General features: G+C 71.1%; 15 protein-coding genes. 14 read left to right on the forward strand and 1 reads right to left on the reverse strand.

From position 1 onward, the window contains the following. The first annotated feature begins 9 nt into the window (after positions 1 to 9). The 14 genes from ABIA33_RS08725 (at position 10) to ABIA33_RS08790 (ending at position 16566) form a co-directional block, all read left to right on the forward strand. Positions 10 to 2016: a peptidoglycan D,D-transpeptidase FtsI family protein gene (locus ABIA33_RS08725; protein WP_370078939.1), complete on the forward strand. Its 2007-nt coding sequence runs from the start codon at positions 10 to 12 to the stop codon at positions 2014 to 2016. Positions 2017 to 2031: 15 nt separating this feature from the next. Beyond that, complete coding sequence (locus tag ABIA33_RS08730) at positions 2032 to 3741, forward strand: UDP-N-acetylmuramoyl-L-alanyl-D-glutamate--2,6-diaminopimelate ligase (protein ID WP_370078941.1); 1710 nt, start codon at positions 2032 to 2034, stop codon at positions 3739 to 3741. 7 nt (positions 3742 to 3748) lie between these two features. Beyond that, on the forward strand, positions 3749 to 5173 hold the full coding sequence (gene murF, locus ABIA33_RS08735) for a UDP-N-acetylmuramoyl-tripeptide--D-alanyl-D-alanine ligase (protein WP_370078944.1): 1425 nt from the start codon (positions 3749 to 3751) through the stop codon (positions 5171 to 5173). A gap of 59 nt (positions 5174 to 5232) precedes the next feature. Next, positions 5233 to 6294, forward strand: coding sequence for a phospho-N-acetylmuramoyl-pentapeptide-transferase (gene mraY, locus ABIA33_RS08740; protein WP_370079070.1), 1062 nt, complete (start codon positions 5233 to 5235; stop codon positions 6292 to 6294). Beyond that, entirely contained in the window at positions 6291 to 7736 is a 1446-nt protein-coding gene (gene murD, locus ABIA33_RS08745) for a UDP-N-acetylmuramoyl-L-alanine--D-glutamate ligase (RefSeq protein ID WP_370078946.1), read from the forward strand. The genes mraY and murD overlap by 4 nt, the downstream gene beginning before the upstream one ends. Before the next feature lie 25 nt (positions 7737 to 7761). After that, the gene (gene ftsW, locus ABIA33_RS08750) at positions 7762 to 9168 is read left to right on the forward strand and encodes a putative lipid II flippase FtsW (protein ID WP_370078948.1); all 1407 of its coding nucleotides are present in this window, start codon (positions 7762 to 7764) and stop codon (positions 9166 to 9168) included. A gap of 6 nt (positions 9169 to 9174) precedes the next feature. Continuing rightward, positions 9175 to 10269, forward strand: coding sequence for an undecaprenyldiphospho-muramoylpentapeptide beta-N-acetylglucosaminyltransferase (gene murG, locus ABIA33_RS08755; protein ID WP_370078950.1), 1095 nt, complete (start codon positions 9175 to 9177; stop codon positions 10267 to 10269). Further along, positions 10262 to 11137 carry a cell division protein FtsQ/DivIB gene (locus ABIA33_RS08760; protein WP_370078952.1) on the forward strand — a complete coding sequence of 292 codons (876 nt, stop codon included), beginning with the start codon at positions 10262 to 10264 and terminating at the stop codon, positions 11135 to 11137. Before murG ends, ABIA33_RS08760 begins: the two co-directional genes overlap by 8 nt. A 295-nt stretch (positions 11138 to 11432) precedes the next feature. Further along, a complete protein-coding gene (gene ftsZ / locus ABIA33_RS08765) occupies positions 11433 to 12647 on the forward strand; it encodes a cell division protein FtsZ (protein ID WP_370078954.1) in 1215 nt (404 codons plus the stop codon). Between the two features lie 41 nt (positions 12648 to 12688). Then, positions 12689 to 13432 carry a peptidoglycan editing factor PgeF gene (pgeF, locus tag ABIA33_RS08770; protein ID WP_370078956.1) on the forward strand — a complete coding sequence of 248 codons (744 nt, stop codon included), beginning with the start codon at positions 12689 to 12691 and terminating at the stop codon, positions 13430 to 13432. Next, entirely contained in the window at positions 13429 to 14193 is a 765-nt protein-coding gene (locus ABIA33_RS08775; RefSeq protein WP_370078958.1) for a YggS family pyridoxal phosphate-dependent enzyme, read from the forward strand. Before pgeF ends, ABIA33_RS08775 begins: the two co-directional genes overlap by 4 nt. A 155-nt stretch (positions 14194 to 14348) precedes the next feature. Beyond that, entirely contained in the window at positions 14349 to 14927 is a 579-nt protein-coding gene (locus tag ABIA33_RS08780) for a cell division protein SepF (protein WP_370078960.1), read from the forward strand. 96 nt (positions 14928 to 15023) lie between these two features. Continuing rightward, positions 15024 to 15308, forward strand: a complete 285-nt coding sequence (locus tag ABIA33_RS08785) for a YggT family protein (RefSeq protein WP_370078962.1) — start codon at positions 15024 to 15026, stop codon at positions 15306 to 15308. Positions 15309 to 15354: 46 nt separating this feature from the next. Beyond that, a complete protein-coding gene (locus ABIA33_RS08790; RefSeq protein WP_370078964.1) occupies positions 15355 to 16566 on the forward strand; it encodes a DivIVA domain-containing protein in 1212 nt (403 codons plus the stop codon). A gap of 387 nt (positions 16567 to 16953) precedes the next feature. On the opposite strand, the gene ileS is transcribed toward ABIA33_RS08790, so the two are convergent. Continuing rightward, complete coding sequence (gene ileS, locus ABIA33_RS08795) at positions 16954 to 20091, reverse strand: isoleucine--tRNA ligase (RefSeq protein WP_370079072.1); 3138 nt, start codon at positions 20089 to 20091, stop codon at positions 16954 to 16956. Positions 20092 to 20308: the final 217 nt, after the last annotated feature.

A 20308-nucleotide genomic window follows, 5' to 3' on the forward strand; every position in this document is an offset into this window, starting at 1 on the left:
ACAGCACCCATGAGCACCCCCCGCCCCCCGCGTCCCCGCCCCGCTCCCCGCCCCGGCCCGCGCCCGGTCGCTCGTCCGGGCTCCCGACCCTCAGCCCGAGCCTCCGCGAGGCAGCCTGGCGGCCGCCCCTCACGTCCCCCCGCACCACTGCGCCTCGGCAACCCCAAGCGGCGACTGCGCCTGGTCACCGCGGCCCTCGCCGTCGCCTTCTCGCTCTTCGTCGGCCGCCTGGTCCAGCTCCAGTTCCTCGACTCCTCCGCGCTCGCCGCCGAGGCCACCGTGAACCTGTACCAGACCGTGCCCCTGCCGGCCCCGCGCGGCTCGATCACCGACGCCGACGGCCTCACCCTGGCCACCACCGTCGACGCCTACGACGTCACCGCCGATCCCTACCTCTTCACCCCGGGCCAGGCGCACATCGACGACGCCCCCGCGCAGGCCGCGCAGCTGCTCGCGCCGATGCTGAACGTCCCGGTGGACACGCTCACCCACGCGCTGACCTACACCGGCAAGTCCGACCGCTACGCCCTGCTGGCCAAGCAGCAGTCGCCGCAGACCTGGAACCAGATCACCGCGCTTGAGGCCACCCTGGTCAAGAAGGCGTGGAGCGGCCACTGCCGGACCGAGAACGGCCTGGCCCTGAAGGCGGGCGACAGCGGGCGGGTCGACGAGGCCTGCGCCAACCTGCTCAACGGCGTCTTCCACGCCAAGCACACCAAGCGGGTGTACCCGGACGGTGCCCTGGCCGCCAACGTCATCGGCTTCGTCAACTCCGACGGCGTCGGCAGCGGCGGTCTTGAGCAGCAGTTCGACGCGCTGCTCAAGGGCCGGGACGGCAAGGTCACCTACGCCCAGTCCGGCGGCCGCGAGGTGCCGACGGCGGGCCAGAGCGAGCAGCCGCCGGTCTCCGGTTCGGACCTGAGACTCACCCTGAACCGGGACATCCAGTGGGACGCCCAGCAGGCGATCACCGACGAGGTGCAGAAGGCCGGGGCGCAGCGCGGCTACGTGATCGTTCAGGACGTGACCAGCGGCAGGATCCTGGCGATGGCGGCGGCTCCGGGCTTCGACCCCAACGACCTCGCCCACGCCGAGGCCGCCAACCTGGGCAACGCCGCGCTGCAGGACGTCTACGAGCCGGGCAGCGTCAGCAAGCTGATGACCATGGCGGCCGTGCTCCAGCAGAACGTCGCCACTCCGCTGACGCATGTCACGGTCCCCGGCTCGCTGCCCCGCGCCGACCGGGTGTTCCACGACGACGTGGCGCACGGCACCGAGCAGCTGACCCTCAACGGGGTGCTCGCGCAGTCCTCCAACATCGGCACCATGCTCGCCGCCGAGCACCTGGGCTCGACCCAGAAGCAGGCCGACCAGGTGCTGTACGACTACCTGACGAAATTCGGCATCGGGCAGCCGACCGGTCTCGGCTTCCCCGGGGAGACCCGCGGCATCCTGGCGCCCCCGACCAAGTGGTCCGGATCGCAGCAGTACACCATCCCCTTCGGCCAGGGCCTGTCCGTGAACGCCCTGCAGACCACCTCCGTCTACTCGACCATCGCCAACGGCGGAGTCCGGATCGAGCCCAGCCTGGTCGCCGGAACCACCGGACCCGACGGCCGCTTCGTGCCCGCCGCCGCGCCCAAGCAGACCCGGGTCGTCAGCGAGGAGACCGCGAAGACCCTCGCCCAGATGCTCCAGTCGGTCGTGGCCAGCCAGGAGGGCACCGGCGCCGCCGCGCAGATCCCCGGCTACCTGGTCGCCGGCAAGACCGGTACGGCCAACCGGGTCGATCCGGCGACCGGCCGCTACAAGGGGTACACCTCCTCGTTCATCGGGTTCGCCCCGGCCGACCGGCCCCGGGTCACGGTTTCCTGCGTGATCCAGGACCCGGTGAACGGCCACTTCGGCGGTCAGCTCTGCGGGCCGGTGTTCAAGCAGGTGATGGAGTTCGCCCTGAAGACGCTCCAGGTTCCGCCGACCGGAGCCGCGCCGGCGGATCTGCCAGTGAACTGGTGAAAGGCAGGGATTGATGTGAGCTCCATCACGCCGAGTGACGGCGGAACGCCTACCTCCGGCCCGAATTGCCCCCGGCTTGGCCCCGGGCAGGGCGGTACCGGTAACCTCACGGCCGTGCGCCAAAGTGATCAGGAGCCCGCGACCCCGCCCATCGGGGCCGTCGCTCCGCCCCGCCCGCAGACCCCACGCCCGACCCCGCTCGCCGAGGTCGCGGCGCTGCTCGGCCTGGCGGCACCGGAGGCCGACGCCGCGGTGACGGGCATCACCCACGACTCCCGTGCGGTGCGCCCGGGCGACGTGTACGCGGCTCTGCCGGGGTCGCACGCCCACGGTGCGGACTTCGCCGCGCAGGCCGCCGCGAACGGCGCGGTGGCGCTGCTGACGGACCAGGACGGTGCCGTCCGCGCCGCCGACTGCGGGCTTCCGCTGCTCGTCGTGGACAGCCCCCGGGCCCGCATGGGCGCCCTCGCCGCCGCCCTCTACGGGCAGGCCGCCGAGAACCTGCTGACCATCGGCGTCACCGGAACCAACGGCAAGACCACCACCGCGTACCTGGTCGAGGGCGGGCTGCGCGGCGCGGGCCGCGTCACCGGCCTGATCGGCACGGTGGAGATGCGTGTCGCCGGGGAGCACTTCAAGAGCGAGCGCACCACCCCCGAGGCCACCGACCTGCACGCCGTCCTCGCCGTGATGCGCGAGCGCGGAGCCGACTCCGTGGTGATGGAGGTCTCCAGCCACGCCCTGGTCTACGGCCGGGTCGACGGCGTGGTTTACGACGTCGCCGTGTTCAACAACCTGACGCCGGAACACCTCGACTTCCACCCCGACATGGAGGACTACTACCGGGCCAAGGCCCGGTTGTTCACCCCCCAGCGGGCCCGGCTCGGCGTGGTCAACCTGGACGACCCCTACGGCCGCCGCCTGGCCGCGGAGGCGCAGATCCCGGTGGTCACCTACTCCGCGACCGGCGACCCCGCCGCCGACTGGCGCGCCCAGGCTGTCCACCTCGGCCCGGCCGGATCGACCTTCCACGTGGTCGGCCCCGACGGCGCGGCGACGGACGCCTCCGTCGCGCTGCCCGGGCCCTTCAACGTCGCCAACGCCCTCGCCGCGATCACCGGCCTGGCCTGCGCGGGCCTGCCGCTGGAGGACGGCGCCGCCGGGGTCGCCGCCGTGGTCGGCGTACCGGGCCGGATGGAGCGGGTGGACGTCGGACAGCCTTATGTCGCCGTCGTCGACTACGCCCACAAGCCCGACGCCCTGGAGGCCGCGCTGCGCTCGCTGCGCGAGGTCACCAAGGGCCGGCTGCACGTCGTCGTCGGCTGCGGTGGCGACCGCGACCCGTTCAAGCGCGGCCCGATGGGCGGCATCGCCGCCCGCCACGCCGACACCGCCGTACTGACCAGCGACAACCCCCGCTCGGAGGACCCGCTCGCGATCCTCACCGCCATGCTCGGCGGCGCGGCCGAGGTCCCCGAGGCCGAACGCGGCGCGGTGCTGGTCGAACCGGACCGCGCCCGCGCCATCGCCGCGGCCGTCGCCCTGGCCCACGCCGGGGACTGTGTCCTGGTCGCCGGCAAGGGGCACGAGCTGGGCCAGTACGTCCGCGGGGAGGTCCGACCCTTCGACGACCGCGCCGTGCTGCGCGAGGCGATCCTGGGCGGGCGGCCGAGCCCGACCCACGAGACAGAACCGTCGCATCACGACGGCCACGCCAAGGAGTAGAGCCAACGTGATCCCACTGACCCTCGCCGAGGTGGCCCAGGCCACCGGGGGGACGCTGCATGACGTGCCCGACCCGGAAGTCCGGATCACCGGTCCCGTGGTGCACGACTCCCGGCAGGTCGAGCCCGGCGCGCTGTTCGCCGCCGTCGTCGGCGAGCGGGTGGACGGCCACGACTTCGCGGTCCGCGCCGTCGGCGACGGGGCGGTCGCGGTGCTGGCCACCCGCCCGGTCGGCGTCCCCGCCGTCGTCGTCGACGACATCCTGCAGGCGCTCGGCATGCTCGCCCGCACCGTCACCGAGCGGCTGACCGGCACCACCGTGGTCGCCCTCACCGGCTCGGCCGGCAAGACCAGCACCAAGGACCTGATCGCCCAGCTGCTCCAGCGGCTCGGCGACACGGTGTTCACCGCGGAGTCCTACAACAACGAGCTGGGGATGCCCTCGACCGCGCTGCGGGCCGGGCCGGACACCCGCTACCTGGTCCTGGAGATGGGCGCCCGGCACAAGGGCGACATCGCCCACCTGACCGGGTTCACCCGGCCCGACATCGGCGTGGTCCTCAATGTCGGCACCGCCCACCTGGGCGAGTTCGGCAGCCGCGAGGGCATCGCCGAGGCCAAGGGCGAGCTGGTGGAGGCCCTGCCGGAGACCGGGGTGGCCGTGCTGAACGCGGACGATCCGCTGGTCCGCGCCATGGCGTCGCGCACCCGGGCCCGGGTGGTGCTCTTCGGCGAGTCCGCCGAGGCCCGGGTACGGGCCGAGGACGTCCGTCTGGACAGCGCGGGTCGCCCCACGTTCACCCTGGTCACACCCGCTGGTTCCGCGCCGGTCGCGCTCCGTCTCTACGGTGAGCACCACGTGTCCAACGCACTCGCCGCCGCCGCTGTGGCGATCGAGTGCGGTCTCGGCGTGGCGGACACCGCCGCCGCGCTGGGGGAGGCCGGGAGCCTGTCCCGCTGGCGGATGGAGCTGACGGACCGTCCGGACGGCGTCACCGTGATCAACGACGCCTACAACGCCAACCCCGAGTCGATGCGGGCCGCCCTGCGCGCGCTCGCGGCGATCGGCGGCAGAGGGCCCGAGGCCCGCCGTACCTGGGCGGTGCTGGGGGAGATGCGGGAACTCGGCGAGGACTCCCTCGACGAGCACGACGCGGTGGGTCGGCTGGCAGTCCGGCTGAACATCGCCACCCTGGTGGCAGTCGGCGGCCGGGAAGCGGCCTGCATGGAGCTGGGCGCGAGGAACGAAGGTTCGTGGGGTGAGGAGTCGGTGCTTGTGTCCGATGCGGATGCGGCGATCGAGTTGTTGCGCGAGCAGGTCAGGCCGGGGGACGTGGTGCTGGTGAAGGCGTCCCGGTCGGTCGGTCTCGAGCGTGTCGCGGCGGCGTTGCTCGCCGGTGCGGCCGCGCCTGCGAACGGAGAGGGCCCGTGAACCACAGTCAGGCAGTCGTTCAGCCCATGGTCCAGCTGGCGGCGTCCAGCAGCTCCCCGATGCGGCAGATCCTCTTCGCCGCCGCCATCGCCCTGGTCCTCTCGCTGGTGGGCACCCCGGTGCTGATCCGGATCCTGGCCCGGCACGGCTACGGCCAGATGATCCGCGACGACGGCCCCAAGGCGCACCACAGCAAGCGCGGCACGCCGACCATGGGCGGGATCGCCTTCATCCTGGCCACCCTGGTCGCCTACGCGCTGACCAAGCTCCTGGTGGGCACGCAGCCGACGGCCTCCGGGCTGCTGGTCCTGTTCCTGATGGCCGGCATGGGTCTGGTCGGCTTCCTGGACGACTACATCAAGATCGTCAAGCAGCGCTCGCTGGGCCTGCGCGCCAAGGCGAAACTGGCCGGGCAGCTGATCGTCGGCATCGTCTTCGCGGTCGGCTCGCTGCGCTTCCACGACTCCGCCGGGATCACCCCGGCCTCGCCGAAGCTCTCCTTCGTCACCGACTTCGGCTGGTCGCTCGGGCCGGTGCTGTTCGCGCTGTGGGCCATCTTCATGATCCTGGCCATGTCCAACGGCGTGAACCTGACCGACGGTCTGGACGGCCTCGCCACGGGTGCCTCGGTGATGGTCTTCGGCGCGTTCGTCTTCATCGGCATCTGGGAGTACGGCCAGACCTGCGGCTCCCCGAACAGCGCCGGACCCAGCTGCTACCAGGTCAGGGACCCGCTGGACCTCGCCGTGGTCGCCGCCGCGCTGATGGGGGCCTGCTTCGGGTTCCTCTGGTGGAACACCTCGCCGGCGAAGATCTTCATGGGCGACACCGGCTCGCTGGCTCTCGGCGGCGCGCTGGCCGGTCTCGCCATCTGCTCGCACACCGAGATGCTGCTGGCGATCCTGGGCGGCCTGTTCGTGCTGATCACCCTGTCGGTGATCATCCAGGTCGGCTCCTTCCGGATGACCGGCAGGCGCGTCTTCAAGATGGCCCCACTCCAGCACCACTTCGAGCTCAAGGGCTGGTCGGAAGTCCTGATCGTGGTCCGCTTCTGGATCATCCAGGGGCTGTGCGTCGCCGTCGGCCTCGGCCTGTTCTACGCCGGCTGGGTGACCCAGTGACCCAGGAGACGCCGACCCCGGAGTGGAAGGGCCTGCAGGTCACCGTCGCCGGTCTCGGCGTCTCCGGACTGCCCGCCGCCAGGGTGCTGCACGGTCTGGGCGCGGTCGTCACCGTCGTGGACGGCGGCGACGGGCCGCGCCAGCAGGCGCAGGCCGCCGAACTGCGCGAGCTGGGAGTCACCGTCCGCCTGGGCGACGGCGAGTCCCTGCCCGAGGGCACACGACTGGTCGTCACCTCGCCCGGATGGCCGCCGAGCAGCCCGCTGTTCCTGGCGGCTGACGAGGCGGGCGTCCCGATCTGGGGCGATGTGGAACTGGCCTGGCGGCTGCGGAAGCCCCATCCCGCTACAGGGGAGCCCGCCCCCTGGCTTGCTGTCACCGGAACCAACGGCAAGACCACCACGGTCCGGATGCTCGCGTCGATTCTGACGGCGGCCGGCAAGCGCACGGCGGCCGTCGGCAACGTCGGCGTCTCCGTCCTGGACGCCGTCCTTGCCGAGGAGCCCTACGACGTCCTCGCCGTAGAGCTCTCCAGCTACCAGTTGCACTGGTCCACTTCGCTGCGCCCTCACTCCGCGGTGGTGCTCAACATCGCACCTGACCACCTCGACTGGCACGGCGCAATGGCGGCGTACGCCGCCGACAAGGGCCGGATCTACGAGGGCAACGTCATCGCCTGCGTCTACAACACCGCGGACCCGGCCACCGAGGCGCTGGTGCGCGAGGCGGGCGTGGAGGAGGGCTGCCGCGCGATCGGCTTCACCCTCGGCCCGCCCGCCCTGTCCCAGCTCGGTGTGGTGGACGGCCTGCTGGTCGACCGCGCCTTCGTGGCCGATCGGCACCGGACCGCCGCCGAGCTGGCCTCGGTGGAGGACGTCCAGCCCGCCGCACCCCACAACGTCGCCGACGCCCTCGCCGCCGCCGCGCTCGCCCGTGCCTACGGCGTCGAGCCGCGCGCCGTACGGGACGGCCTGCGGGCCTTCCGCCCCGACGCGCACCGCATCGCCCATGTCGTCGACGTCGACGGCGTGAGCTACGTCGACGACTCCAAGGCCACCAACCCGCACGCCGCCGCCGCCTCCCTGGCCGCGTACCAGCCGGTCGTCTGGCTCGCCGGCGGCCTGGCCAAGGGCGCCGACATGGACGGCCTGGTCGCGGGGGCCGCGTCCAGGCTGCGGGCCGCGGTGCTGCTGGGCGCGGACCGGGCGGTGATCCGCGAGGCGCTGGCGCGACACGCCCCGCAGGTCCCGGTGATCGAGCTCCCCGACGGACAGACTGGTGCCCCGGCGATGGACGCGGCGGTACGCGCGGCGGCCGGGCTCGCCCAGTCGGGCGACACCGTACTGCTCGCCCCGGCCTGCGCCTCGATGGACATGTTCACCAACTACGGCGAGCGCGGCGACCTGTTCGCCGCCGCCGCCCGCGCGCTGGCGGGCGGCTAGCAGCACCAGGGGAGAGGGGGCCGCTGTGGCAAGGACACCTGACGGCCGCACCGCCGCGCCCGCACGCCCCGGCACGCGGCCCAGGGCGCAGGCGGGGGGACGGCCGGGGGCCCGCGCGGGTGCGCAGCCGCGCTCGGGCGCGACCTCGGTGGCGGTCTTCCGCTCGCACAGCCGCCTCACCGGACCCGACTCCGCCTGGGGGCGCTTCCAGCGGGGCCTGGACCGCCCCCTGACGCCCTACTACCTGATCCTGGGCTCCTCTGCGCTGATCCTGGTGCTCGGTCTGGTGATGGTCTTCTCCGCCTCCCAGATCGAGGCCAGGACGCTCGGGCTGCCCTTCGCGTACTTCTTCGAGAAGCAGCTCACCGCCGTACTCATCGGCAGCGTCCTGATGTACGTCGCCGCCCGGCTGCCGCTGAAGCTGCACCGCGCGCTGGCCTACCCGATGCTGCTCGGCGTGATCGCGCTGCTGCTGCTCGTCGCCGTGCCCGGGGTCGGCAAGGCCGTCAACGGCAACCAGAACTGGATCAGCCTCGGCGGCTCCTTCCAGATCCAGCCCTCGGAGTTCGCCAAGCTCGCCCTGGTCCTGTGGGGCGCCGACCTGCTGGCGCGCAAGCAGCAGATGAGGATGCTGGACCAGTGGAAGCACCTGCTGGTGCCGCTGGTCCCGATGGCGGTGCTGCTGCTGGCCCTGGTCCTGGTCGGCGGCGACATGGGCACCGCGATGATCATCTGTGCGCTGCTGTTCGGCCAGCTCTGGCTCTCCGGTGCGCCGATGCGGCTGTTCGGCGGGGCCGCCGCGATCGCCATCGGGCTCAGCGCCCTGCTGATCGCCCTGGTGCCGCACCGCCTGGGCCGGCTCCAGTGCATCGGCGCGACGCACATCCCCGCCGACGGCTCCTGTTGGCAGGCTGTTCACGGCGTGTACGCGCTCGCGTCGGGCGGCCTGTTCGGAACCGGACTCGGCGCCAGCGTCGAGAAATGGGGTCAACTCCCGGAGCCCCACACGGACTTCATCTTCGCTGTGACCGGCGAGGAACTGGGTCTGGCGGGGACGTTGTCAGTACTCGGCCTCTTCGCGGCACTAGGGTATGCGGGTATCCGCGTGGCCGGACGCACGAAGGACCCCTTCATCAGGTACGCAGCGGGAGGCGCCACCACCTGGATCATGGCCCAGGCCATGATCAACATTGGTGCGGTGCTCGGACTCCTTCCCATCGCGGGAGTCCCGCTCCCGATGTTCTCCTACGGGGGTTCGGCGCTGCTGCCGACCATGTTCGCGGTCGGGATGCTGCTCTGCTTCGCACGCAGCGAACCCTCCGCGAGGGCGGCACTCGCCGCCCGGAACAAGAGAACCCGAGGCAGACTCCTCGGTTTGCCCCAACGGACCATCGCGCGGCTCGGGAAGGCCCGGCAGCGCAGGGAGCGGTGAATTTCGGTGCATGTCGTACTCGCCGGCGGGGGGACCGCCGGTCACATCGAGCCCGCGCTCGCCCTTGCGGACGCACTGCGCAGGAACGACCCCACGATCGGGATCACGGCGCTGGGCACGGAGAGCGGTCTGGAGACCCGTCTGGTCCCCGAGCGCGGCTACGAACTGGCACTGATCCCGAAGGTGGCACTGCCGCGCAAGGCCACCCCTGAACTGATCACCCTGCCCGGCCGGCTCCGCGGCACGGTCAAGGCGGTCCAGGACGTCCTCGACCGCACCAAGGCCGACGCCGTGGTCGGATTCGGCGGCTACGTCGCCATGTCCGCCTACCTCGCAGCCAAGCGCTCCGGGGTGCCGATCGTGGTCCACGAGGCCAACGCCAGGCCCGGCGTGGCCAACAAGATCGGGTCCCGCTACAGCGACTTCGTCGCCGTCAGCACCCCCGACAGCAAGCTCCGGGACGCCCGCTACATCGGCATCCCGCTGCGCCGCACCATCGCCACCCTGGACCGCAACGCGGCCCGCCCCGAGGCCCGCGCCTACTTCGGCCTGGACCAGCGGCTGCCCACACTGCTGGTCTCCGGCGGCTCCCAGGGCGCGCGCCGCCTCAACGAGACGGTCCAGGCGATCGCCCCCCGCCTGCAGCAGTACGGCGTCCAGATCCTGCACGCCGTAGGCCCCAAGAACGAGCTGCCGCAGATCGACGACATCCCCGGGATGCCGCCGTACCGGGTCCTGCCCTACGTCGACCGGATGGATCTCGCCTACGCCGCAGCCGACATGATGCTCTGCCGGGCCGGTGCGATGACCGTCGCCGAACTCGCCGCGGTCGGGCTGCCGGGCGCCTTCGTGCCGCTGCCGATCGGCAACGGCGAGCAGCGGCTCAACGCCCAGCCCGTGGTCCGGGCCGGCGGCGGGCTGCTGGTGGACGACGCCGAGCTCACCCCGGAGTGGGTGCTCGCCCACCTGCTCCCGGTGCTGACGGACCCCCAGCGACTCTGGGACATGAGCCGGGCCGCCGCCGAGTTCGGCCGCCGCGACGCCGACGACCTGCTGGTCGGCATGGTGTACGAGGCCATCGCCGCGCACCGCCGTGCCTGACGACGTCGCTGCGCCGGACGGCGACCTGGACGGTGATCTCGACGGCGAGCCGGTCGGCCGTCCGGGCCGCGGGCCGGACGGCGCTCCGGACGGGGACCTGGACGGCGACCTGGACGGCGATCCGGGCTGGGAGGAGGAGCAGGCCGAGCCCCGGGTCCCGCTGCGGCTCTCCCGGCGCGGTTTCGCCGTGATCGGCGTCCTGGTCGCGGCGCTGCTGGGCACGGTCTGCTGGCTGGTGTACTTCTCCTCGGTCCTGGACGTGCGGAAGGTCACGGTCAGCGGCACCTCGGTGCTGACGGCCGATCAGGTGCTCGCGGCGGCGGCGGTCCCGCTCGGCGGGCCGCTGGAGCGGCTGGACACCGGCGCGGTGCAGGCGCGGGTGCTGCGGGCGCTGCCGCGCGTCGCCCGCGCCGAGGTCAGCACCTCCCTGCCGCACACCGTGCTGGTGCGCATCACCGAGCGGGTGCCGGTCGCGGCGGTCAAAGGCGCGGACGGCAGGTACACCCAGGTCGACGCCGGTGGCGTGCGCTTCGCGACCGGGAGCACCCCGCCGCCAGGTGTGCCGGTGGTCGAACTCGCGCTCTCCGAGGCGGGAAAGGCCGGCCTGCAGAACTTCCCGGAACAGGTCCTGGTGGCCTCGGCGGTGGATGTCGCCAAGGCACTTCCCGCCTCCGTCGCGAAGCAGACCCGGTCGGTCGTCGTCCATTCGTTCGACGATCTGGAACTGCAACTCGCAAGCGGTTCACGGGTGCTGTGGGGAAGTTCCGAGCGGGACTCCCGGAAAGCGGTCGTGCTGGCCGCGCTGCTCCGGCAGAAGGGATCGACCTACGACGTCAGCGCGCCGGACGATCCCGCCGTAAAGGAATGACCGCAGAACCTGGTGCCTACGCGGTGTTGACGAACCGCCAGATCTTCCCTGAATCTGGTGGGCCACCCCGGGTGAAAGTCCGGATGATTGATCACATAGGCTCACAAGAAAAAAACGCAGGCTCGGCGTGTCCGTTGAACGGGCCCGCTCGGAGACCTAGTGTCCTGTGGCAGTAGATGTTGGAGCAGCGGCACAGCATTAACCCTAAACCTCAGGGTCAGGGTTCGGGTCAGGGCCTCATACTCAGAGTTCCCGCCCCTTCGGCACCGTACATCCGAGGCGAGAGGCCTTCGACGTGGCAGCACCCCAGAACTACCTCGCAGTCATCAAAGTCGTCGGAATCGGCGGCGGTGGCGTGAACGCCATCAACCGGATGATCGAGGTCGGGCTCAAGGGCGTCGAGTTCATCGCGATCAACACCGATGCACAGGCCCTCCTGATGAGCGACGCCGACGTCAAGCTCGACGTCGGCCGAGAGCTCACCCGCGGCCTCGGCGCCGGAGCCAACCCCGACGTCGGTGCCAAGGCCGCCGAGGACCACCGCGAGGAGATCGAGGAGGTCCTCAAGGGGGCCGACATGGTCTTCGTCACCGCCGGCGAGGGCGGCGGCACCGGCACCGGCGGCGCGCCCGTCGTCGCCAACATCGCCCGCACCCTTGGCGCGCTCACCATCGGCGTCGTCACCAGGCCCTTCACCTTCGAGGGCCGCCGCCGCGCCAACCAGGCCGAGGACGGCATCGCGCAGCTCCGCGAAGAGGTCGACACCCTCATCGTGATCCCCAACGACCGGCTGCTGTCCATCTCCGACCGCCAGGTCAGCGTGCTGGACGCGTTCCGCTCCGCCGACCAGGTGCTGCTCTCCGGCGTCCAGGGCATCACCGACCTGATCACCACCCCCGGCCTGATCAATCTGGACTTCGCCGACGTCAAATCGGTCATGTCGGACGCGGGTTCGGCCCTGATGGGCATCGGCTCGGCCCGTGGCGAGGACCGCGCCAAGGCTGCCGCGATCATGGCGATCTCGTCGCCGCTGCTCGAAGCCTCGATCGACGGCGCGCGTGGCGTGCTGCTCTCCATCTCTGGCGGCTCCGACCTCGGCCTGTTCGAGATCAACGAGTCGGCGCAGCTGGTGGCCGAAGCGGCGCACCCCGAGGCCAACATCATCTTCGGCGCGGTCATCGACGACGCCCTGGGCGACGAGGTCCGGGTCACCGTCATCGCGGCGGGCTTCGACGGTGGTGCGCCGCCCACCATCGTCCGCGAGCCGGTGGTCCGCTCCACCAGCCCCGCCGCGCCGCAGCAGCAGGAGCGGGCCGGCGAGTTCAACCGGGCCGGCTCCACGGCCGCCGGGCGCAGCGTCCACACCATCGGCAGCGTCCCGCGCGCCGAGGAGCCGCAGCGCCACGCCGAGCCGGCCGCCCCGCAGATGCCGCCGCACGTCCCGCAGACCCGCCCGCCGTACGTGGACAGCCCTGCCGAGGAGCTGGACGTCCCGGACTTCCTGAAGTAGCCGGACCTACGTGGACCGACCGGCGGTTTAAGCTGATCATCATGATCGGCCAGCAGATCGACTTTGACGACGGTGCTCATTTCGCCTTCACCGACCGGTGGGGCGGGGTGAGCACCTCGCCGTATGGGGAGCTCAACCTGGGTGGGGCGGTCGGGGACGAGCCACCGCTCGTTCGCGACAACCGCCGTCTCGCCGCGGGCGCGCTCGGGCTCGACCCGGCGGACGTGGTGTGGATGCACCAGGTGCACGGCAACGGCGTCGCGGCGGTGACGGAACGCCAGGCCGACGGTGCGGCCCCGACCGTCGATGCTCTGGTGACCGGCCGTTCCGGCCTGGCCCTCGCCGTGCTCACCGCTGACTGCGTCCCGGTTCTTCTCGCCGATCCGGCCGCCGGGGTCACCGCCGCCGCGCACGCCGGACGTCCCGGCCTCGCGGCCGGGGTCGTCCCTGCCGCCGTAGCAGCGATGATCGAACTCGGCGCGGATCCCGCCCGGATCGTCGGTGCCATCGGCCCGTCCGTGTGCGGACGTTGTTACGAAGTGCCGGCACCGCTCCGCGACGAGATCGCCGCTCTCGAACCGGACACCTGGTCGCAGACGAGCTGGGGTACTCCCGCTCTCGACCTCCCCGCCGGCGTCCGCGCGCAACTCGCCCGGCTCGGGGTCTCGGTGCATGAGATGTCCCACATCTGCACCATGGAATCGTCCGACCACTTCTCCTACCGCCGCGAGCAGCGCACCGGCCGCCTCGCGAGCTATGTCTGGCTGGACGGTACCCACGCATGAACGATTCGCCCGACCTCCTCGCAGTCCTCTCCGCGTCCGGGCGAGCGCGCTACGAGACCCTCCGCGCCAACCTCACCTCGGTGGAGCAGCGCGTCACCGCCGCGTGCGCCGTCGCCGCGCGCGCGCGCGACGAGGTCACCCTCGTGGTGGTCACCAAGACCTATCCCGCCTCGGACACCAGAATCCTCTCCGCGCTGGGCGTCACCGACGTCGCCGAGAACCGTGACCAGGATGCTGCCCCAAAAGCCGAGGAATGCAGAGATCTTCCGCTCATCTGGCATTTTGTCGGCCAATTGCAAACCAATAAGGTCCGTTCCGTTCTGAGGTACGCCGACCGCGTGCATTCCGTTGACCGGCTTCGACTGATCACTGCTCTCTCCGCCGAGGTGCAGAAGTCGGAACGCCCCGAATTGGGCTGTCTCATCCAGGTCGCCCTGGAAGCCTCCCCCGGCTCCGGACTCCACCGAGGCGGAGCCGCGCCGGCGGACGTCCCGGCCCTGGCCGATGCCCTGGCGTCCGCGCCGGGCCTGCGACTTGACGGGGTGATGGCAGTCGCCCCGCTCACCGGGCCGGACGCCGGTTCGCCGCGCCGAGCTTTCGACCGTCTCGCGGAAATCTCATCTCACCTACGCCGGGCGCATCCTGCTGCCACGATGGTCTCCGCCGGCATGAGTGGCGACCTGGAAGAAGCCATCGCGGCCGGGGCGACACATGTGCGCGTCGGTACGGCGGTACTGGGTGTCCGGGCGCCCCTCGGGTAACGTCACCGGTTAGAAGATCAGATCGCAGAACAAATTAGGACAAGTAGGAATCTCCCCTGCATCGCGGGGTCAGACCGTGGATCGTAGAACCACCTCGCGACAGCGGGGGTGTGCCGGTGACGGACCCGATCCACCACAGAGCGGAGGACAGGAGTATGGCCAGCGCACTGCGCAGGATGGCGGAATACCTCGGCCTCGTGGAGGACGAACGCTACGACGTTCAGGGCTACGATCCTGACGACGAGGACTACGGCCCCGAGCCCGAGCCGATGCGAAACGCCGCGCGCACCGAGGAGGTGCCCCGTCCTGCCCCCGCGCCCGTCGCGCAGGCCGCGGTCGTGGCCCCGATGCGGTCGGAACCCAGGATGGCGCCAGTGTCGTCCATCACACCCGAACGCCGTCACGTGGAGAAGAGTGCCCCGGTGATCATGCCCAAGGCCGCCTCCGAGCGGGAGCCCTACCGCATCACCACACTTCACCCCCGAACCTACAACGAAGCCCGTACCATCGGGGAACACTTCCGTGAGAGCACGCCTGTGATCATGAATCTCACCGAGATGGACGACACGGACGCCAAGCGCCTCGTAGACTTCGCGGCTGGACTGGTCTTCGGTCTTCACGGAAGCATCGAGCGGGTGACACAGAAGGTGTTCCTACTGTCTCCTGCTAACGTCGATGTCACGGCGGAGGACAAGGCCAGGATTGCCGAGGGTGGGTTCTTCAACCAGAGCTGACCACAGCAGGACGTAACGTGTGGACAAGGTGACACCGGGTAGCGGGCCTTCCGCTCCCGGGGGACAGCAGGCAGGACGAGAGTGAGGGGAAGCGCAGTGAACGTTGTATGGCAGGTGCTGTACATCGTGCTGACGTGCTTTCTCATCGTGCTGCTGGCACGTCTGGTGATGGACTGGGTGCAACAACTAGCCCGCGAATGGCGGCCCGGCCGCGGGATGATCGTTGTGCTCGAGTGCATCTACACCGTCACTGATCCGCCGCTCAAGCTTTTGCGGCGGTTCATTCCGCCGCTGCGCTTCGGGGGCGTGGCTCTCGACCTGTCCTTCCTCGTACTGATCATCATTGTTTCGATCCTGATCTCCGTCGTGGGGGCCTTGTGAACCACGCAGGCCGCCGGTTGTCCGACGATCACGTTGAGGTGAAGAGATGCCATTGACCCCCGAGGACGTGCGGAACAAGCAGTTCACGACCGTCCGCCTCCGCGAAGGCTATGACGAGGACGAGGTCGATGCCTTCCTCGACGAGGTCGAAGGAGAGCTGACCCGACTGCTCCGCGAGAACGAGGATCTGCGCGCCAAGCTGGCCGCAGCGACTCGCGCGGCCGCCCAGAACCAGCAGAACATGCGGAAGGAACAGGACCAGCACCAGCGTCCTGGCCCGCCCGTTCCGGCGGCCATATCTGGTCCGCCGGTGCCCCAGCAGGGCATGCCGCCGCAGATGCAGCAGGCTCAGCAGCAGCAGATGGGCCACCCCGGCCCTCCGCAGCTGCCGAGTGCCCCGCAGCAGCTGTCCGGTGCCCCGCAGCTCCAGGGTCCGCCGCAGCTCCAGGGCGGAACCATGGGCGGGCAGCAGAGCTTCGGCGGCCAGCAGCAGATGGGCCAGCCCGGCCAGATGCAGCAGCACATGGGCGGCCTGCAGCAGATGCAGCAGCCGCACTTCCCGCAGCAGCAGCAGCCGAGCCAGGGCAACGACAGTGCCGCCCGCGTCCTCGCGCTCGCCCAGCAGACGGCCGACCAGGCCATTGCCGAGGCGCGCTCCGAGGCCAACAAGATCGTCGGTGAGGCCCGCAGCCGCGCCGAGGGTCTGGAGCGGGACGCCCGTGCCAAGGCAGACGCCCTGGAGCGGGACGCGCAGGAGAAGCACCGCGTCGCCATGGGCTCCCTGGAGTCCGCCCGCGCCACGCTGGAGCGCAAGGTCGAGGACCTGCGCGCCTTCGAGCGCGAGTACCGGACGCGACTGAAGTCCTACCTGGAGACCCAGCTGCGCCAGCTGGAGTCGCAGGCGGACGACTCGCTCGCTCCGCCGCGCCAGCCCGCGACCGCGTCGCTGCCGCCGTCCTCCATGTCCCAGCCCTCGATGTCGCAGCCGTCGATGGCTCCCGTCGGCGCCTCGCAGATGGGTGGCCAGACCTTCGGCGGCCAGCAGGGCTTCGGTGGTGGCCAGACCTTCGGTGGCCAGCAGAGCTTCGGCGGCAACAACTTCAGCGCCGGCGCTCAGCAGCACCAGAGCAATGGCGGTCAGCAGCAGATGGCTCCGGCCATGACGCAGCCGATGGCCGCGGTCCGCCCGCAGCCCCCGCTGCAGCAGGCCCCGCAGCCGATGCGCGGCTTCCTGATCGACCAGGACGACGAGGGCTGACCCCAGGCCTCCGCCGCCCGACCTGCAGTACCGCAGCAGCCGCCCTGTGCCGGAACGTTCCGGCGCGGGGCGGCTGCGTTGCGTAGCGGCGTCGGTCCTGGCGGGTCAGTGGGCCGGCTGCCGCCGGCGAGCCCCGCCCCCTTGCCGGCCGAGCTGTCCCGTTGCGGTGTGCGGTGTGCGGTGTGCGCGAATGCGGGCCCGGGCCCCTGGCGCCGGTTGCCCGGGCGAAGCCCCTTTGTGGCAGCCGGCCGGGAATCGCCGGCAAGGTCTCGGCCCCGGCACTGCCGTTGATCGCCGGCGAGCGTTCGGCCACCGCCGCAAACCGGTCGCGCCCACCACGGGTGATCCGTGGTGGGCGCGACCGCTCCGACGACTACCGACGTTTCGTCAGACCTTCCGCAGCCAGAACGTCAGCCCCAGGCTCTCGTCCGTGAACGCCACGGCGTCGCTCCAGTCCGCGTCGCCGGAGGCGAAGTCCGTGGCGAGGACCTCGTCGGCGATCAGGCCGGCATGCGTGGTCAGGGCCGTTGCCGTGTCCGGATCCGTCGCCGTGAAGCGGAGGACGATGCGGTCGGCGACGTCGAGGCCGCTGTTCTTTCGGGCCTCCTGCACCTGGCGGATGGCGTCGCGGGCGATGCCGGCGAGCCGCAGCTCCGGGGTGATGTGCAGGTCCAGGGCCACCGTCGCGCCGGACTCGTTGGCGACGGCCCAGCCCTCGCGCGGGGTCTCGGTGATGATGACCTCGTCGGGGGTGAGCTCGATCGGCGAGCCGTCCAGTTCCACGACGGCGGTGCCGTTGGCGCGCAGCGACGCGGAGAGCGCGGCCGCGTCGGCGGCGGCGACGACCTTGGCGACGTCCTGCACGCCCTTGCCGAAGCGCTTGCCCAGCGCACGGAAGTTCGCCTTGGCCGTGGTGTCCACCAGCGAGCCGCCGACCGCGGACAGCGACTCCAGGGTGCTGACGTTGAGCTCCTCGGCGATCTGCGCGAGCAGTTCCTCGGGCAGTTCCTCGTAGCCCTGGCCTGCGACCAGGGCGCGCGAGAGCGGCTGGCGGGTCTTGACTCCCGAGTCCGCGCGGGTCGCGCGGCCGAGCTCGACCAGGCGGCGGACCAGGGTCATGTGCCGGGAGAGCGCCGGGTCGATCAGGTTCGGGTCGGTGACGGGGAAGGTGGCGAGGTGGACCGAGGCCGGGGCGGCTGGATCCACGGTCACGACCAGGTCCTGCCAGACGCGCTCGGTGATGAACGGCGTCAGCGGGGCCATCAGGCGGGTGACCGTCTCCAGCGCCTCGTGCAGGGTGGCGAGGGCGGCGGGCTCGCCCTGCCAGAACCGGCGCCGGCCGCGCCGGACGTACCAGTTGGAGAGGTCGTCGACGAAAGCGGAGAGCAGCTTCCCCGCGCGCTGGGTGTCGTAGGTGTCAAGCGCGCCGTCCACGTCACGGACGAGGATGTTCAGCTCGGACAGCAGCCAGCGGTCCAGCAGCGGCCGGTCCGCCGGAGCCGGGTCCGCGTCCGAAGGGGCCCAGCCGGCGGTGCGGGCGTAGAGGGCCTGGAAGGCGACCGTGTTCCAGTACGTCAGGAGGGTCTTGCGGACCACCTCCTGGATCGTGTTGTGCCCGACCCGCCGCGCCGACCAGGGCGAGCCGCCGGCGGCCATGAACCAGCGGACGGCGTCGGCGCCGTGCTGGTCCATCAGCGAGATCGGCTCCAGGATGTTGCCGAGGTGCTTGGACATCTTGCGGCCGTCCTCGGCGAGGATGTGGCCGAGGCAGACCACGTTCTCGTACGAGGACTTGTCGAACACCAGGGTGCCGACGGCCATCAGCGTGTAGAACCACCCGCGGGTCTGGTCGATGGCCTCGGAGATGAACTGGGCCGGGTAGCGCTTCTCGAACAGGTCGGCGTTCTTGTAGGGGTAGCCGTACTGGGCGAAGGGCATGGAGCCCGAGTCGTACCAGGCGTCGATGACCTCGGGAACGCGGACCGCCTCCAGCGAGCAGCTTTCGGCGGAACAGCCGAAGGTGACCTCGTCGATGAAGGGCCGGTGCGGGTCGAGGTCGGACAGGTCGCGGCCGGTCAGCTCGCTGAGCTCGTCGAGGGAGCCGACGCAGGTGAGGTGGTCCTCGGCGCAGCGCCAGATCGGCAGCGGGGTGCCCCAGTACCGGTTGCGGGACAGCGCCCAGTCGATGTTGTTGTTCAGCCAGTCGCCGAAGCGCCCGTACTTGACGGTCTCCGGGAACCAGTTGGTGTTCTCGTTCTCGCGGAGCAGCGCGTCCTTGACGGCGGTGGTGCGCACGTACCAGGACGGCTGCGCGTAGTACAGCAGCGCGGTGTGGCAGCGCCAGCAGTGCGGGTAGCTGTGCTCGTAGGGGAGGTGACGGAAGAGCAGGCCACGGGCCTGCAGGTCGGCGACGAGGGCCTCGTCGGCCTTCTTGAAGAAGACGCCGCCGACGAGCGGCACGTCGGGCTCGAAGGTGCCGTCGGGCAGCACCGGGTTGACCATCGGCAGCCCGTAGGCGCGACAGGTGGCGAGGTCGTCCGCGCCGAAGGCGGGAGCCTGGTGGACCAGCCCGGAGCCGTCCTCGGTGGTGACGTACTCCGCGTTGACCACGAAGTGGGCGCCGTCGACGGGGACCAGCTCGAAGGGGCGCCGGTAGGTCCAGCGCTCCATCTCGGCGCCGGTGAAGCGGGCGCCGGTGGCGGTCCAGCCCTCGCCGAGGCACTTTTCCAGCAGCGGCTCGGCGACGATGAGCTGCTCGTTGCCGTCGGTGGCGACGACGTAGGTCACCGAGGGGTGGGCGGCGACGGCGACGTTGGAGACCAGCGTCCAGGGCGTGGTCGTCCAGACGACCAGCGACGCCTCGCCAGCGAGCGGTCCGGAGGTCAGCGGGAAGCGGACGTACACCGAGGGGTCGACGACCGTCTCGTAGCCCTGCGCGAGCTCGTGGTCGGACAGGCCGGTACCGCAGCGCGGGCACCAGGGCGCGACCCGGAAGTCCTGGACCAGGAGTCCCTTGTCGAAGATCTGCTTGAGCGACCACCACACCGACTGGATGTAGTCCGGGTCCATGGTCCGGTAGGCGTCGTCCAGGTCGACCCAGTAGCCCATCCGGTTGGTCAGGTTCGCGAACGCGTCGGTGTGCCGGGTCACGGACGCGCGGCACTTGGCGTTGAACTCGGCGATGCCGAACGCCTCGATGTCCTGCTTGCCGGAGAAGCCGAGCTCCTTCTCGACGGCGAGCTCGACCGGCAGGCCGTGGCAGTCCCAGCCGGCCTTGCGGGCGACGTGGTGGCCCTTCATCGTCTTGTAGCGCGGGAAGACGTCCTTGAAGACGCGGGCCTCGATGTGGTGCGCGCCCGGCATGCCGTTGGCGGTCGGCGGGCCCTCGTAGAACACCCACTCGGGACGGCCCTCGGACTGCTCCAGGCTGCGCTGGAAGATCTTGTTGTCCTGCCAGAAGGAGAGGATGCCGTGCTCGAGCGCGGGCAGGTCCACCTGGGCGGGGACGGGGTGGTACTGGGGCATCGGCGACTGGGTCATCGGCGATCGGTCCATCGGTGGGGCCTCCGGCGGGCGCGAGTACGGCATGCGGCTTCCGACGGAGGGACGAGGCGCGAACGGTTCTCCGGCCCCGCGGTACCACCCTCCTTGGCCGTGCGTGCGAGAGCACACGGCCCCCTCGTTAGGGGTTGCGGCCGGGTCTACTGGGCTCGGAGCGAGCCGTTCCTCCGGCGGCTCCGGG

The organism is Streptacidiphilus sp. MAP12-16 (assembly GCF_041262165.1).
In the GTDB taxonomy this organism is placed as follows: Bacteria; Actinomycetota; Actinomycetes; order Streptomycetales; family Streptomycetaceae; genus Streptacidiphilus.

Bases quoted from the DNA above. Each gene is read 5' to 3' on its own strand.
- ABIA33_RS08725 (WP_370078939.1), top strand. From the start codon at position 10: ATGAGCACCCCCCGCCCCCCGCGTCCCCGCCCCGCTCCCCGCCCCGGC.
- mraY (WP_370079070.1), top strand. From the start codon at position 5,233: ATGCGGCAGATCCTCTTCGCCGCCGCCATCGCCCTGGTCCTCTCGCTG.
- pgeF (WP_370078956.1), top strand. From the start codon at position 12,689: ATGATCGGCCAGCAGATCGACTTTGACGACGGTGCTCATTTCGCCTTC.
- ABIA33_RS08775 (WP_370078958.1), top strand. From the start codon at position 13,429: ATGAACGATTCGCCCGACCTCCTCGCAGTCCTCTCCGCGTCCGGGCGA.
- ABIA33_RS08780 (WP_370078960.1), top strand. From the start codon at position 14,349: ATGGCCAGCGCACTGCGCAGGATGGCGGAATACCTCGGCCTCGTGGAG.
- ABIA33_RS08790 (WP_370078964.1), top strand. From the start codon at position 15,355: ATGCCATTGACCCCCGAGGACGTGCGGAACAAGCAGTTCACGACCGTC.
- ileS (WP_370079072.1), bottom strand. From the start codon at position 20,091: ATGCCCCAGTACCACCCCGTCCCCGCCCAGGTGGACCTGCCCGCGCTC.